Source organism: Clostridium tepidiprofundi DSM 19306 (assembly GCF_001594005.1).
GTDB classification, from domain to species: domain Bacteria; phylum Bacillota; class Clostridia; order Clostridiales; family Clostridiaceae; genus Clostridium_AC; species Clostridium_AC tepidiprofundi.
This window is the reverse complement of record NZ_LTBA01000009.1, coordinates 15,268-31,542: the sequence shown is the minus strand read 5'-3', so window position 1 is coordinate 31,542 and position 16,275 is coordinate 15,268. Positions and strand designations below refer to the sequence as shown.

13 protein-coding genes and 7 tRNA genes are annotated in these 16,275 nt (G+C 29.8%); 4 read left to right on the top strand and 16 right to left on the bottom strand.

The features are described 5' to 3' along the window. Window positions 1-36: 36 nt before the first annotated feature. Window positions 37-249, bottom strand: a complete 213-nt coding sequence (locus tag CLTEP_RS05775; protein WP_066823945.1) for a hypothetical protein — start codon at window positions 247-249, stop codon at window positions 37-39. A gap of 265 nt (window positions 250-514) precedes the next feature. Between CLTEP_RS05775 and CLTEP_RS05770 the strand changes: the two genes are divergently transcribed. Both CLTEP_RS05770 and CLTEP_RS05765 read left to right on the top strand, forming a co-directional pair. After that, window positions 515-1,501 carry a DnaD domain protein gene (locus CLTEP_RS05770; RefSeq protein ID WP_066823943.1) on the top strand — a complete coding sequence of 329 codons (987 nt, stop codon included), beginning with the start codon at window positions 515-517 and terminating at the stop codon, window positions 1,499-1,501. Further along, a complete protein-coding gene (locus tag CLTEP_RS05765; protein WP_066823941.1) occupies window positions 1,494-2,477 on the top strand; it encodes an ATP-binding protein in 984 nt (327 codons plus the stop codon). The genes CLTEP_RS05770 and CLTEP_RS05765 overlap by 8 nt, the downstream gene beginning before the upstream one ends. 34 nt (window positions 2,478-2,511) lie before the next feature. Here CLTEP_RS05765 and CLTEP_RS05760 read toward each other — a convergent pair. From CLTEP_RS05760 to CLTEP_RS05730, 7 genes are all read right to left on the bottom strand, one after another. Beyond that, window positions 2,512-2,587: transfer RNA gene (locus tag CLTEP_RS05760), tRNA-Thr, on the bottom strand. 5 nt (window positions 2,588-2,592) lie between these two features. After that, window positions 2,593-2,669 (bottom strand) — tRNA-Asp (locus tag CLTEP_RS05755). Window positions 2,670-2,826: 157 nt separating this feature from the next. Then, window positions 2,827-2,902, bottom strand: a tRNA-Val gene (locus CLTEP_RS05750). A 6-nt stretch (window positions 2,903-2,908) separates the two neighbouring features. Next, window positions 2,909-2,983, bottom strand: a tRNA-Glu gene (locus CLTEP_RS05745). A gap of 23 nt (window positions 2,984-3,006) precedes the next feature. Further along, a tRNA-Asp gene (locus CLTEP_RS05740) sits at window positions 3,007-3,083 on the bottom strand. Between the two features lie 157 nt (window positions 3,084-3,240). After that, window positions 3,241-3,316: transfer RNA gene (locus CLTEP_RS05735), tRNA-Val, on the bottom strand. Between the two features lie 6 nt (window positions 3,317-3,322). Continuing rightward, a tRNA-Glu gene (locus tag CLTEP_RS05730) sits at window positions 3,323-3,397 on the bottom strand. A gap of 355 nt (window positions 3,398-3,752) precedes the next feature. Between CLTEP_RS05730 and CLTEP_RS05725 the strand changes: the two genes are divergently transcribed. After that, window positions 3,753-4,988, top strand: a complete 1,236-nt coding sequence (locus tag CLTEP_RS05725; RefSeq protein ID WP_066823938.1) for a BaiN/RdsA family NAD(P)/FAD-dependent oxidoreductase — start codon at window positions 3,753-3,755, stop codon at window positions 4,986-4,988. Between the two features lie 119 nt (window positions 4,989-5,107). Here CLTEP_RS05725 and CLTEP_RS05720 read toward each other — a convergent pair whose 3' ends face one another. From CLTEP_RS05720 to CLTEP_RS05695, 6 genes are all read right to left on the bottom strand, one after another. Then, window positions 5,108-6,394, bottom strand: coding sequence for an adenylosuccinate synthase (locus CLTEP_RS05720; protein WP_066823935.1), 1,287 nt, complete (start codon window positions 6,392-6,394; stop codon window positions 5,108-5,110). A gap of 80 nt (window positions 6,395-6,474) precedes the next feature. Then, window positions 6,475-7,902, bottom strand: coding sequence for an NAD(P)/FAD-dependent oxidoreductase (locus tag CLTEP_RS05715; protein WP_066823932.1), 1,428 nt, complete (start codon window positions 7,900-7,902; stop codon window positions 6,475-6,477). A gap of 221 nt (window positions 7,903-8,123) precedes the next feature. Continuing rightward, window positions 8,124-8,336 carry a DUF3006 domain-containing protein gene (locus CLTEP_RS05710; protein ID WP_066823929.1) on the bottom strand — a complete coding sequence of 71 codons (213 nt, stop codon included), beginning with the start codon at window positions 8,334-8,336 and terminating at the stop codon, window positions 8,124-8,126. Window positions 8,337-8,349: 13 nt separating this feature from the next. Next, window positions 8,350-9,315 carry a 3'-5' exoribonuclease YhaM family protein gene (locus CLTEP_RS05705; RefSeq protein WP_066823927.1) on the bottom strand — a complete coding sequence of 322 codons (966 nt, stop codon included), beginning with the start codon at window positions 9,313-9,315 and terminating at the stop codon, window positions 8,350-8,352. Between the two features lie 153 nt (window positions 9,316-9,468). Further along, window positions 9,469-10,899 (bottom strand): flotillin family protein, encoded by a 1,431-nt coding sequence (locus tag CLTEP_RS05700; RefSeq protein WP_201786596.1) that lies wholly within the window; start codon window positions 10,897-10,899, stop codon window positions 9,469-9,471. Window positions 10,900-10,901: 2 nt separating this feature from the next. Beyond that, window positions 10,902-11,540 carry an NfeD family protein gene (locus tag CLTEP_RS05695; protein WP_066823923.1) on the bottom strand — a complete coding sequence of 213 codons (639 nt, stop codon included), beginning with the start codon at window positions 11,538-11,540 and terminating at the stop codon, window positions 10,902-10,904. A 204-nt stretch (window positions 11,541-11,744) separates the two neighbouring features. Between CLTEP_RS05695 and CLTEP_RS05690 the strand changes: the two genes are divergently transcribed. Next, window positions 11,745-12,998: an MFS transporter gene (locus CLTEP_RS05690; protein ID WP_161938350.1), complete on the top strand. Its 1,254-nt coding sequence runs from the start codon at window positions 11,745-11,747 to the stop codon at window positions 12,996-12,998. On the opposite strand, the gene CLTEP_RS05685 is transcribed toward CLTEP_RS05690, so the two are convergent. Both CLTEP_RS05685 and CLTEP_RS05680 read right to left on the bottom strand, forming a co-directional pair. Continuing rightward, entirely contained in the window at window positions 12,995-14,473 is a 1,479-nt protein-coding gene (locus tag CLTEP_RS05685; protein WP_066823920.1) for an LCP family protein, read from the bottom strand. The genes CLTEP_RS05690 and CLTEP_RS05685 overlap by 4 nt on opposite strands. 39 nt (window positions 14,474-14,512) lie before the next feature. Continuing rightward, a complete protein-coding gene (locus CLTEP_RS05680) occupies window positions 14,513-16,126 on the bottom strand; it encodes an LCP family protein (RefSeq protein WP_066823918.1) in 1,614 nt (537 codons plus the stop codon). Window positions 16,127-16,275 lie beyond the last annotated feature (149 nt).

The following is a 16,275-nucleotide window of genomic DNA, read 5'->3' as shown; positions in this document are numbered from 1 at the left end:
CATGCTTCTTTGCATGTCCAATTTCTTTAGTTCTTATTAAGTCAAATTAATCAACAAATAAACATTACATCCTACTTGTAAAATCCATATTATTGTAAACATTCCACAAAAATAAAGGACTATTTTCTTCATTGAAGAAATGTTAAATATCAAAGTAACTATAAATAGTAATATGGTTATAACAGTTCCAACTAAAGCAATATTGCAAAATATATCAGCTAGTGAACTTATTAGTACATATAATTCCATATAATTCCTCCTGTGCTATTCCTTATTTATACTTACGTATCTAATTATACCATAATATTATCTCATTCAACATTATTAGTCTAAAATCCTTTTTAAATTTATAATTTAAAATTTATAATGCACTCTATTCAATTTGATTTTTAATCAATCATGCTATATAATACTTGTTACAATCATTGATATTAATTACTATGCACTTTTGTTTTCTATGTAAAAATTAAAAGTGTAAAAATTAAATTTCATTTATATAGAAAGGGTGCATATTATGAGCACTTTCACATTTTATAATAAGTATAATAAATATACTCCTGTAAGCAACATTTTTATAGACAGATTTATGCCAAAAGCAAGAGGTGAATATATAAAAGTATATTTACTTGGTTTAAAATATTGTTTATCAGGAGAACTCGGTGTTTCATCTGATATGATTTCAAGCAAATTACAACTTCTTGAATCAGATGTACTAAATGCATGGAATTATTGGAGTGAACAAGGTTTAATTAAAATGAAACCTATTGATTCTAAGGGAAATTATAGTATAGAATTTATTGATATTAGTTCTTTAGAAGAAGACAGTAATGAAAATATAAATATTCTTGAAGAATTAAACAATACTTCTCTTAAAGATATGTTACATGATATAGAAAAACTTTTAGGTCGTTCACTTTCTTCTAAAGAGATAACCATGTATCTCAGTTGGCATAAAGATTTCAATTTTTCACCTGAATTAATTCTACTTTTAATTCAATACTGTGCTTCAAAAGGTAAGGTCGATTACAGATATATTGAAAAAATAGCACTATCATGGCATGACTCAAATATCAATGATGTCAATGATGCTCAGATTTTTATTAAAAAACATGAAGACAACTGGATAAAAATAAGAAAGATTTTAAATTATTTAGGTATCAACAACTCTGATGTTATGAAACCTCAAGAAAAGTTATTGCTAAAATGGATAAACGTTTATAAATTTTCTTTAGATGTAATTTATAAAGCATGTGACATAACTTTTGAAAGAATCAATAAAGCTGATTTTAAATATATAGATGCAATTTTAAACAATTGGTTCAAAGATAATTTAAGATCTGTAGAAGAAATAGAAAAGAAAGATAAACAAAAATCAATATATAAACATAAATCATCATATAAAAATTCAAGACAAAAAGATAGCTTTACTAATTATCATCAAAGAAGCTATAATTTTACCGAATTAGAAAAGAAATTATTAGGATGGGATAAACATGATTAAAGGTTATCAAACTAAAATATTAAAAATGTATGAAGAAATACGAGAATATGAAGAAAATAATTTAAGAGAACGGAGAGAAGAAATCAAAAAAATCATTCCTGAAGTTCTAGATATAGAACGCAAAATAGGAAATCTTTGCATTGAAGTTGCTCTTTTAGCCTTTAAAAATGTAGAAAAAAGAGAAGAATATCTATCAAATTTAAAAAAAGAAATAACTGATTTAAGAATTAGGAAAACTGAATTGCTAGTGGCTCACAAATACCCTATGGATTATTTAAATATTCATTATCATTGCAATAAATGTAAAGATACTGGATTTATAGGAACAAAAAAATGTTCTTGTTACTACAAAAAATTAGTACAACTCTACTATGAAGATTCAGATTTAAAAGATTTACTAGAGCAAAATAATTTCTCAAACTTTAATATCGAATACTATGATACTCATAGAATATCAGATGGTATTGATAGCCCTAGACAAAATATGAAAAAAAATCTTAATATTGCTCACTCATTCGTTAAAAATTTTAATCATTCTAATGAAAATTTACTGTTTTACGGTACATCCGGTACTGGCAAAACTTTTTTAAGTCACTGCATTGCAAAAGAATTATTAGATAGTGGAAATCTAGTAGTATATAGAACTGCAGAAAGTTTAATAAACGATTTGAGAGAAATAAAGTTTAATAATGCTTTTAACATAGAAAAACTCATTATGGACTGTGATTTACTTATAATTGATGACTTAGGTTCAGAACCAATGACAAGCTCATCAAAATCTGATTTTTTTAATTTTATAAACAAGAAGTTGATTAAAAAAAAGAAAATGATAATATCAACAAATTTTTCGCTAGAAGATATTTTGGATTTATATTCCGAAAGAATGTCATCAAGGTTATTGGGCAATTTTACAATTTGCAAATTCTATGGTGATGATATCAGAATAAAAAATAATTTCAACAAAATTAGCACATAAAAAAGTCCTAAACTATAAGTTTAGGACTTTTTTATGGAGCTGGCAATAGGACTTGAACCTACAACCTGCTGATTACAAGTCAGCTGCTCTACCAATTGAGCCATGCCAGCATATTTGGCGACCCGGAAGGGGATCGAACCCTCGACCTCCGGCGTGACAGGCCGGCACTCTAACCATCTGAGCCACCGGGCCGCGTTATTATACAAGATTTAAGTGCTAAATCTAAGTACCACTCTCTAATCACCAGTCTCCAAAACAAACTCGCGATTTAGCAACTAGCTACTAGAATTCATGCTAAGTGCTAGGAGAAAAACTTGCTTATTCCTAGTACTTGGTACCTCATTTAAAGTGGTGGGCACAACAGGGTTCGAACCTGTGACCCCTTGCTTGTAAGGCAAGTGCTCTCCCAGCTGAGCTATGCGCCCACATTATGGTGACTCCTAGGGGAATCGAACCCCTGTTACCGCCGTGAAAGGGCGATGTCTTAACCGCTTGACCAAGGAGCCATATTTACTCTTGACAAATACTTTGGCGACCCGGAAGGGGATCGAACCCTCGACCTCCGGCGTGACAGGCCGGCACTCTAACCATCTGAGCCACCGGGCCGCGTTATTATATAAGATTTAGGTGCTAGGTCTAGGTGCTAACCTCTAATCACTAGTCTCCAAAACAAACTCGCGATTTAGCAACTAGCTACCAGAATTCATGCTAAGTGCTAGGAGAAAAACTTGTTTATTCCTAGTACCTGGTACCTTATTTAAAGTGGTGGGCACAACAGGGCTCGAACCTGTGACCCCTTGCTTGTAAGGCAAGTGCTCTCCCAGCTGAGCTATGCGCCCACATTATGGTGACTCCTAGGGGAATCGAACCCCTGTTACCGCCGTGAAAGGGCGATGTCTTAACCGCTTGACCAAGGAGCCATGTTTACTCCATCACATGCAATACTTTTTAACCCATCTATGTCAACACTTCATACTTAATTAAGGAACTATTTGCTCCCTCACAGGTTTTAATTTTATCACACGAGATTTGCTTCTGTCAATACATGATTGGATTATTATTTTAAGATTTTCACACACCAATCAACCCGACAAGCTATATCATACATAAAAATAGCCCTCATGTCAACACATTTTTTTATTTTTTTATTCAATTAATATTTTCCAAGCACTAATACATAGAATTCATCAATATTCATTGCTACTTTTTCTTAAAATAATTATAATTAATATTAGCAATACTAACAAAAATAATATGAGAAAGGAAACGATTATATTGAAGCATGAATTAATAATTATTGGTGGTGGTGCATCAGGAATAATATCAGCTATCACTGCAAAAGATATGGGAATCGATGTGGCTATTTTAGAAAGTACAGATAGAATCGGCAAAAAAATACTTTCCACTGGAAATGGTCGCTGCAATATATCAAATATAAATATCAATATAAATAGATATCATTGTAATAATAAAAATTTTCCTGAGTTTGTTCTCAATAATTTCACCGTCAAGGATACCATTAACTTTTTTAATACACTCGGACTTCATTTAATCACATTAGATGAAGGTAAAATGTATCCTATGTCACTTCAAGCATCTTCTGTATTAGATATATTCAGACTGTCCTTAGAAGACAAATCAATACCCGTATATACAAACTCTAAAGTGTTTGAAATAGCTATTAAAGATAGCTTGTTTAACTTGCATACTCATGATGGAAATATATTTGAATGTAAAAAACTAATTCTATGCACTGGAGGAAAATCTTATCCTAAAACCGGTTCTGACGGTTCAGGATATAAGTTAGCAAAACAACTTGGACATAAAATAATTGACCCTATTCCATCATTAGTTCAAATAAAACTAAACTATAACAAATTAAAAGCTTTATCTGGAATAAAATTTAACGGTTCAGTATCCATATTCATAAATAACACTTTAATAAGAAAAGAATATGGAGAAATACTATTTACAGATTACGGTATATCAGGTATACCCGTTTTTCAACTAAGCAGAATAGCATCTTATCATTCACTTAAAAATGACAATATTACACTGAAAGTCGACTTATTGCCTGAATTTGAATATGACAAATTAAAAGACTTTCTAGAAAATCACTGGGGAACTTTCGGATATAGAAGCATACATAATTCATTTATAGGAATAATAAACAAGAAAATTATTCCTATACTTTTGAAGGAAGCTGGAATAAATGATATACATAAACCATGTTACGATATCACTTGGAAAGAACAGAATAACATATTGCGATTACTTAAAGAATGGTCATTTGATGTCATAGGAACTAAATCTTTCAACAATTCTCAAGTAACTGCTGGAGGCGTTGACACCCTAGAAATCAATCCTAAAACTCTTGAATCTAAAATCGTAAAAAATCTTTATTTTGCAGGTGAAATACTTGACGTAGATGGCGATTGTGGTGGATTTAATCTCCAATGGGCTTGGAGTTCAGGATTTATAGCAGCAAAAAGTGCCTGCCATAAAAACTAAATTTACATTAAACCAGCTATATTTTCTTCAAAAATATAGCCTAAAAAAGAGCTGCACATTAGCAATTTTTAATTGGTAATGCGACAGCCCTTTTTTTACTTACTAAACACCATCTACAACTATATTTCGGATATTCTTATTGTTTGACTTCTCTTTGGACCTACTGACACAATTGAAATCTTTGTTCCAGTAAATTCTTCAATTCTCTTTAAATATTTCTTTGCATTTTCTGGAAGTTCATCATAGCTTCTTGCCTCTGCAACACTATCATCCCATCCATCAAATTCCTCGTATATAGGTTCACATTTAGCTACATCTTCTAAACTTGCTGGGAAATAATCAATAACTTTTCCATCAAGTTTATATCCAACGCACATCTTTACCTTATCGATACCTGCAAGTGTATCAATTTTTGTTATGGCAAAACTTGTTAAACCACAAATTCTTGCAGTAGATTTTAATATAACTAAATCAAGCCATCCACATCTTCTTGCCCTACCTGTAGTAACACCATACTCATGTCCTACCGTTCTTATATGTTCACCCATTTCATCGAACAATTCAGTTGGAAATGGTCCTTTTCCCACTCTTGTTGTATATGCTTTTCCTATTCCAACAACATTTGTAATCATTGTAGGTCCAACGCCAGCACCAGTGCAAACTCCACCTGCTATAGTATTTGATGATGTTACATAAGGATATGAACCATAGTCTATGTCAAGAAGCATACCTTGAGCACCTTCAAATAATACATTTTTGTTTTCCTTAATTTTGTTAAATATCTCAACAGATGTATCTTTTACAAAAGGTCTTATTTTTTCTCCATATTCTAAGTATTCATTGTATATTTCGTCAATATTTAATTCCTTACCATCTAGTACTTCACTGATTAATTTGTTTTTAATAAATAGATTATTTTCAATCTTTTCTTTAAGAACATCTTTATGCAATAAATCGCAAATTCTTATACCACTTCTCTCCGCCTTATCAGTATAACATGGACCAATACCTTTTCCTGTTGTTCCAATATCATTTTTTCCCCTAGCTTTTTCCTTTAATCCATCCAATACTTTATGATATGGCATTATCACCTGCGCCCTATCACTAATTATAAATTTATCTGGAGTAACTTCTATTCCTAATCCTTTTAAATAATCTATTTCTTCAAATAATGCTTTTGGATCTATAACAACACCATTACCTAAAATATTCAATTTATTATCGTAAAGAATACCTGATGGTATAAGATGAAGTTTATACTCTTTCTCTCCTACAACAACAGTATGCCCTGCATTATTTCCTCCTTGAAATCTTACTACTACATCAGCTTCTTCTGCAAGGTAATCTGTCATTTTACCCTTTCCTTCATCTCCCCATTGTGCTCCTAAAACAATATATGCTGCCATAAAAATTCCTCTCTTTCCTGTACAAATTTATAATCTATAGATATCAATAAAAACTTATCTTTGCAAACAAACACCAATAATTAATCGTTTTTAGAAATTTTATCTGCAATATCTCTTGCAACTACAACACCGGTAACTGATGCTTGCATCAATCCTCTAGTAATTCCTGCACCATCACCTATTGTATATAAATTTTCAATCTCAGTTTCAAAAGAATTGTTAGTTTCAAATTTACTTGAATAAAACTTAACCTCTACACCATATAATAAAGTATTTTTGCTATATAATCCAGGCGCTATACTATCAAATGCTTTAAGTGCTTCAATAATAGAAGTTAAATGCCTTTGTGGAAGAGCAAAACTCAAATCACCTGGAATTGCTGATTTCAAAGTTGGAATTGTAGTCGATTTTTTCAATCTTGAAGCATTTGTTCTTCTGCCCTTTATCAAATCACCCAACCTTTGAACCATAATTCCTCCACCTGTAAGCATATTGCCAAGCTTAGCAATAGATTTTCCATACTCTATAGGCTGATTAAATGGTTCTGTAAATGTTGTAGATACCAGAACTGCGAAATTAGTATTTTCTGTTCTTAATCCTTTTTGAGAATAACTATGTCCATTAACAACTGCAAATTCTTTACCGTTATCATCATAATGCTCTTCTGAAACAACGCCACCTGGATTCATACAAAACGTTCTAACTTTATTATCAAATGTATCTGAATAATAAACCAATTTAGCTTCATATAAATCTTTAGTTAAATGATCCATTATTGAATTCGGTACTTCAACTCTAACTCCAATATCAACCGCATTATTCTTAACGCTTACATTCAATCTCTTAGCTTCCTTTGATAACCATTCAGCCCCTCCTCTTCCTGGAGCTGCTATTACAAAACCACCTTCTACTTTAATTTGTCCTTCTTTGTTATTTATTATAATACCAACAGCTTTATTATTCTCTACAAGAATTTTATCAACTTCAGCAAGCTCATAAAATTCAGTTTTGGTATTCTCTATTAAATGGTAGTACATTTTCTTTAAAACTTCATAAGCTAACTCAGTTCCTAAGTGCCTAACTGGGCATTCTATAAGTCTTATATTATGCTTACTTGCTTCATATTTAATTTCTTCTACTCTCTCATTATTTAAACCATGAACAGTTTCATTTGCCCCAAATTTCAAATATATATCATCACAATATTGAATTAATTTTATTGATTCATCTTCTGAATAATAATCCAATATTCTGCCGCCAACTTCTGGACTTAAAGAAAGCTTACCATCAGAAAAAGCTCCTGCTCCAGACCAACCAAAAGTTATTCCACAAGGATTACATTTTACGCATTTTCCAGTCTTTCTCGCAGGACATACTCTTTTTTCAATATTTCTTCCTTTATCGACAATCAAAACACTTAAATCAGGTTTTAATTTAGTAATTTCTAAAGCTGTAAAAATACCTGCAGGACCTGCACCTACAATTATAACATCATAATAATTTTTCAAAGCAATCCCCTCCGTATATATAATATCAGACCCCCTAATACTAGTCAATAAAAATACGAATATTTTTATGAATTCCATTTAAATAATTCGTGTTTTTGCATAATATCAAATGATCACTTCTAATTTTGCAAAAATAATATACATAGAATAAAACTCAAAAGCACAATCTCCAAAATGAATTAGAAGCAAACCATTGTACTTTAAATGATTTGCTTCTAATTCTAGTCTTCCCATAGTTCTTTTGCTAAAGAATCATTTTCCGTTTTTCTAATTTCTGTTTCTTTATAATTGATAGTTATAGTTTCATCTATATCTATAACCATACCTTCTTCAGCATCAGAAGGCATTCTTATTTTAGGTACGTTTACAATTTCGCCATCATCCAATTCGACTATAGCAAATTGTCCTTCAAATCTATCAATAATACCTTTCATAATCACCACACCTTTATTTAATATTATCAATTTTACTTTTGTACACACTCAAATTATCTAAAGACCAAATTCTATCAGAAAAACTTCCAGTTTCAACATCCTTCAAAGCTTTTTTCATATCATACATTCTCGCATCCATTATGTCAAGATAATGTAAAAGCTCTGCTTCAGGTATCATAGGCTTCTTAGGACTTCCATATTCAGGCTCATAATGATGTGTCAATATCATATGCTGAAGCAACATTGAAATTTCTTTATCTGCTTTTACTTTTTGAGCAGCAATTTCCACTTTTCTAACTCCCATTACGATATGTCCTAATAACTGCCCTTCCACAGTATACTCACTTACAATTCCAAGTTCACTCGAATCCATTTCATCTATTTTAGCAATATCATGCAATATTATACCCGCAAACAATAAATCTTTATCAATAAAATCATATACTTCACTCAATCTATCCCCTGCTTTTAACATTGTAGACATATGATACAATAATCCAGACCTTATTGCATGATGATTAGATTTTGCAGCAGGATAATACATAATACTAGGTCCTATTTCATCTAAAATTGCCACAACAATGTTTCTAATATCATTATTTTTAATCCTATCAACATACTTTAATATTAAATCATACATTATCCTTGGGTTTTCAGGAGCAGTAGGAACATAATCTTCAATATTAATATCATCTTCATCTGTTATTGGTCTTATAAGTTCTATCTTAAGTTGTAATTTTCCTTTCCACTCTAATATATTTCCTCTAATTTTAACAAGCATGTTATCATTAAACATATTTTCTTGATCTTCATTGCAATTCCAGAGTTTTGCATTTATTTCTCCTGTTTTATCAACTAAATTAATATCTAAAAATTTATTATTGCTTCCATTTGTAATTTTACAACTTACATCTTTAATAAGAAAGTATCCTTGGATTTTATCACCTTTATTAAATTGATGTATTGTCTTATTTTCCATTTTAATCCTCCTCTTACAGGATTAGTTGAATATTGTCTTTCCCCTAACTTATTATATCAAACTTTTAAAGTAACTTCGAGTTATTTTGTCAAAATCATAATTTAATCCCCCTAGCTTACCCAGGGGGATTAAATTATAATTGCAAATATATTTTTATTTATTATCTTTTACATCATCCTCAACAACTGAAGCCACCTTGACTTCATTATACTCCTCTTTTTCATTGTTATCAACTTTTCCTTTAAAATAATTTGGCAATTCCATTCCTGTCATTTTAAATACATCTTCCATAGGAGGAATAGTTTTCATCATACCAGACAAGAAATTAGCTGTTGATGAAGTACCATCTCCTTTACCACCCATAGTGTCCCAAACAGTAATCTTATCAAATTTAATATTTTTAATAGCTTCTGCTTGAATTTTAGCAATCTCAGGTAATTTGTCTGCAATCATAAGCATAACTGCATCTTTAGAATTATTGCCTGCTGCTTTAACAAGTTTCTCAAAACCTTCAGCTTGTTTTGAAAGTATTTCCATAGCACCTTTTGCTTCTGCTTCCATTTTAGCTAATATAGCATCTGCTTCACCTTTTGCATGTCGTCTTATTTTTTCTGCCTCAGCCTCTGCTTCAATTTCAACTCTTTGTTTTTCAATTTCAGCATGTACTACAACATCCGCATATTTAGTTGCTCTTTCTCTCTCTGCACGAGCTTTTTCAGATTCCATTTCAGCAGCATATGCTTCTTCCAATGCTTTAGCAGCTTGAACTTTTTCTGCTGCAACTGCTTTTCTTTCTGCTTCTGCTTGTTTTAATCTTCTTTCTGCTTCTGAATTAGCAACTGTAATTTTTGCAATGTTTTCACCCTCAACAGCCTTAGAATTAGCTTCAGATACTCTAATTCTTTCTTCTCTTTTAGCCTCAGCTTCACCAATAGCACCGTCTCTATTCTTTTCAGCAACACTCTTCTTAGCATCATTAATTGCTTTAGCTGCAGCCTCTTTACCTAAAGCTTCAATATATCCTGATTCATCATTAATATCAGTAATATTTACATTTATAAGTTTAAGACCTATTTTCTTAAGTTCAGCTTCAACATTACTTGTTACATTTGCTAAAAACTTATCTCTATCAGAATTTATCTCTTCAATATCCATGGTAGCTATAACCAATCTAAGCTGACCAAAAATGATATCTTTTGCTAAATCCTGAATTTGACTAGTTTTAAGCCCTAATAATCTTTCTGCAGCATTAGTCATAATACCTTCTTCTACAGAAATACCAACAGTAAATCTCGATGGAACATCGACTCTTATGTGCTGCTTACTCAATGCATTAGTAAGATTTACTTCAATGGACATTGGAGTCAAATCTAAGAACTCATAACTCTGAATTATTGGGCAAACAAACGCAGCTCCACCGTGAATACATCTAGCAGATCTAGCTACACCTTCTCTGCTTTTACCAGTCTTACCGTAAATAACAAGTATTTTGTCAGAAGGACATCTCTTGTATCTTGAAAGCAATGCTATAACAGTTATAAAAATCGCAACTGCAATAATAGTAATTAATACTATTCCACCCATTATTATATCTCCCCTTCATCAATTAATATTATTGGTTCAACTATCAATTTATTTTTCTCATTGATACCTATCACCCTTACCTTTTCGCCTGTTCTAATCTCCCCCTTGTTACTTATCGCCTCCAATTCTCTAAGTGCTCCTTGAATAATCACTTGTATCTTACCTTCCCCCTTTCCATTTTCAGGAATAGTAAAATATACTTCTCCTTCACTGCCTATTGCATTCTTTAAGTCCATAGTTCCACTTTGAGTTGCCTTTAACAATAAACAGAAAATTATTGATAATATCAAAACAACTACAAATGCAAGTGAAAACGCAAAAACTAATGTTTTAAACTTACTGTAATTGTTTTTAATACCTACAATACCTGCCCAAGAAAAAATGGCACCAAAAATAATAAAATTTCTAATAGTAAATAATCTAAAATTCAAAGGAATCTTCATGTCCGAATTATCATCAATGTCTATATCAATTCCATTATCTACATCTCCACTACTACTCAAATCACCATCAAAATCGCCACTATTATCAATTCCCATAGCCATGATAATCATTTCAATAATGAACAATACTGTAAACGGAATTGCCATTCCCCAAAAAAACCTTTGAAACCCTGTAAGGTTGTTCCACCAAGATGACATATACATCTCCCCTTTAACCGATCTCTCCTTTAACCATTATATAATTTATATTATTTATTTCTATATAATCATAATTTTTCCTTTAAAATTTTATTAAAATAATATTGTTTTTATTACTTATTTTTATTTACTTTTTATCATGAAAAATATTCTTTAGTACTAAAATGTGATAAAATATTCTTGAATATGAAAAGAGGTGATACTTTGACCATTTACAACCAAATCAAAAAAGATAGTCAAATATGGAAATTTTGTTTTTATGGTTTATTAAAAAATCTAAGATTTTTTGAACCTTATTTATGGATTTATCTTTTATCATTAGGATTAAATCTCTTTAAAATTGGTCTTTTGTTTTCAATAAAGGAAATCATTACTTATATTTTTGAAATTCCCTCTGGTATTTTTGCCGATAATTATGGGAGAAAAAAAGAACTTATGATATGTTTTACATTTTATATTATTTCATTTGTTTTATTTTTTATAGGTACAAATTTTTATTTGCTATCTTTAGCAATGATTTTCTTTGGATTAGGAGAAGCATTTCGTTCTGGAACACACAAAGCAATGATTTACTCATACTTAGAACAAAAAGAATGGTTTGAGTATAAAACATTTGTATATGGTAGAACTCGCTCATTTTCTCTAATTGGTTCTTCTATATCAGCATTTTTATCAATAATTTTTGTTTTGAATCTTCCCACAATAAGATGGATATTTTTGCTTTGCATTGTACCGTACATTCTTGATTTCTTATTAATTTGGTCATACCCAAATAGCTTAGATGAAAGACGTAAAACCAGCTTAAGTATTGCTGAATTTTTAAAGCAAATTCCTATTCAGCTAAAGAGCATTTTTACCAATAAATTATTGACTAAAGTTCTTTTAAGTTCATCATTATATAATGGAATATTTAAAACTATAAAGGATTATATACAGCCTATTTTAAAATCCACTTTACTTGTATTTACTATTTCATATTTTAATGATTTTAATAAAGATGCTATTATGAAAATTTATCTTGGAATAATATATGGTGTATTTTATATATTTAGCTCAATAGCTTCAAGAAATGTTTATAGACTGAATAATAAATATAACTCTAGTAAATTAATGAACATTTTTTTCGATATAATGGGAATTGCTTGTTTTGCATTATTTGCTGCAATTAAAAACAATTTTACTATTATAATCATCATTATTTTCTTCATTCTATACCTTCTAAAAGATGCTAGAAGGCCTTTAGTTGTTGCTGTATGTGGTGATAATATGAGCAAGCATGAAAGAGCAACAGTTATGTCAGTTGACAGTCAGTTGAAATCCCTTTTTTCTATTGTTTTAGCTCCTTTGTTTGGATATATAGCTGATAAGTACTCTATTTATGCTTTATTCCTATTTATAGGTATATTTATAATAGTGATTAACAGATTCTTATATTTACACACAAAAAACCCTGATTAATCAGGGTTTTTTGTGTCCTCGGTATTTTTTTTATCATTTTTATCATTTTTATCATTTATTAGCTCATTTCCATTATTGGTATCACTATTATTTTGGACACCATTGGTATAAAATTCTTTATCATCCAAATCAAACACAGTATCGTTTTTATCTTTATTATTGATTTTTTCATCAGTTTTATTATCATTTTTGTTATCAGTCTTATTGGCATTCCTAATATCGTTATCTTTTTTATCATCCTTTTTACTATTCTTTTTACTATCTTTAATAATACTCTTGCCACTCGTATTATCAGTAATACTGTCATTAATTTTGGTTGATATTTTCTTGCTATTATCCTTAATTTGAGGTTTATAATAATATCTTGATTTAACATAGTCAAACATTTTATATTTAGAAGCATCATAGGGAATATCTTTGAAAATAAAGTTATGAATCATATTTGTATTTTGAGTTTTATCTATAAGTAAAACCCATCCTTTATTCTTATATATCATTCCATGACTTAATTTTGTTGCTGGAACTTGAAGTTGTTTTATGTTCAAATCTCCTATTTTGTATATAGTATATCCTAAATTGAGTGCCTCAGTAAATTCTATATTAGTCTTAACACAAGGAAATAATTTTGAAAGCACTTCAGGATATTTTAGTATAGATATATTTTTTAATTTTTTAGCAATCATATTAACAACTTTTCTTTGCCTTTCATCTCTTGAATAGCAACCTCTTTCTATGTGCCTCATTCTAGCATACGCTAAAACCTGTTGTCCATCCAAATGCTGCAAACCAGATTTTTTTAAGTAGTGAGGTTTCTCTCCAAAGAAATCCTTTTTATAATTTTCTAATCCTATTATACATCTGTTTAATTCTTTCCTTTCAGCTTCACTTACATTTATATCTAATCCACCTATCGTATCTACTAAATCTTTAAATCCAAAGAAATTTATTACAGCATATTTATCCAACTTAATATTGAAATTCGATTCTATAGTCTTCATTAACAACGATGCTTTGCCGTATGCAAATGAGTGATTTATTTTTTGTTCACCATGCCCCGGAATTGATACATATGTATCCCTCATTATGGAAGTTAATTTTATTTTTTTGTGAATATCATCTATTGTTAAAATCATTATAGTATCTGCTCTTGACTTTTTAGTATAATCTCTAGCATCTGTCCCAACTAACAATATATTTGTTATTCCTTCAACCTCTTTATATTTTAATTCTTCTTTATCATTATTTTTATTGCTCTCTTTATTGTCATTTTCATTGCTATTATCTACTTTTTTATCTCTATTATTTATCTCTTTATTGTTTTCATTGTCGTTACTTTGATTTTGTTCTTTTTCCTCAACATAACTAGTTTTCTTATAGGAATAATAAACATAAGAATAGTAAGAAACCCCTGCAAACACGACTGCCGTAATACATGCTATTATTATTCCTAAAATAATCTTTTTACTTTTAGACACTTATATCTCTCCTTTTCGTAACCAACTCCTTAAGATAAACTATTGTTTATCGCTTGATTTTTCATCCGTATTATTATCACTACTAGCTTTAGTATTTACTTTATCATTCGAAGTAGCATCTTCATAAAAACTTTTATCATCTAAATCTACTATATCACTTTGCTTATCTTTATTTTTTGCATTATCATTGCTTTTATCGTTTTGGCTATTCTTATTCTTATTTTGTTCAGTGTTTTGATTATCTTGCTCTGTTTGTTTATCTTGATCAGTTTGTTTATTTTCTTCCGTTTGATCATCTTCTTCTGTTTGTTTTGTTTGCTTATCATTATCATTTAATTTGTTTTGATTATCTTGTTCATCTTTTGTTTCACTATTAGTAGAATCATCATTCTTAATATTATCTTCTTGTTTATTATTATGTTTAGAATTATCTATAGTATCTTTTTCATTATTTTCTTTTGATTTGTCTGTATCGTTTTGATTATTAATATCTTGATTATTAACATCTTTTTGTTTGCCCGCATCATTTTTATCTGTATTATCCTGTTTTTTATCTTCATCAATCTTTTTCTTTTCCACTGGTGGCTTATAATAATATTTTGATTTACTATATATAAAAGTCCTATATTTCGAAGGATCATACTTAATATCATCGAAAATAAATTTATGAAGAACATCAGTATTTTGTTCCTTATCTATTAGCAATACCCATCCTTTATCCTTATAAATTCGCCCATAACTTAACTTATCAGCTGGTATTTGCAATTGTTCTATGTTAAAATCTCCTATTTTATATGCCGTATATGCAACATTTAGTGCCTCAGTAAACTGCAGATCAGTTCTTACACATTTAAGCAATTTTTGAGCAACAGTTGGATATTTGAGCAATGAAGTATCCCTTAATTTATCAGCAATTAAATTAACAACATATCTCTGTCTTTTAGATCTATCATAGCATCCATTTCCTATATGCCTCATTCTTGAATATGCAAGTACTTGTTGCCCATTTAAAAGTTGCAAGCCAGATTTCTTTAAATAGTGTGCGTCTTTTAATTTTAACTTTGGATTATCTTGTATTTCTAACAATATACATCTGTTTAATTCTCTTAATTCACTATCTTTTACATTAATCTCTAAGCCGCCAATACTATCTATCAATTCCTTAAATCCATCAAAATTAATAATTGCAAAGTTATCAATTTTAATTTTAAAATTCCTTTCAATAGTGTCCTTTAATAAATCTATTCCTCCATAGGCAAAAGCATGTGTTATTTTTTGCTCTCCATGCTTAGGTATTTCTACATATGTGTCCCTCATTATCGATGTTAGTTTTATTTTTTTATGTACATTATCTAATGTTAAAATCATTATTGCATCTGATCTTGAAGGTTCATTAAGCGTTCTTGCATCAATACCTACCAGTAGAATATTTGATATACCATCAATTTCTTTATATTTATCTTTTTCTTTTTTAGAATTTTCATCACCTTTTTCATCCGATTTTGTGTTAATATCACCTTTTAATTTTATATTATTTTTTTTGATGACATGACTATACTTTTCGTAAGAATAAAAAGCATATAAAAAACCTGAAATCAGTACAACAATTATTATTACAGATACCACCAAAGCACCTTTCTTTTTTTTCGTCAAAATCTGTTCCCCCTCTGCTTGTAATGTACTATATCATACCTATTCATTATATACCTTTTTAATAACTAGCTTCAACAAATTACTCTCATAAATTCTAAGTTAAATTATGCATTATTTGGTTAATATATGTATATAGACCCTCACAATAA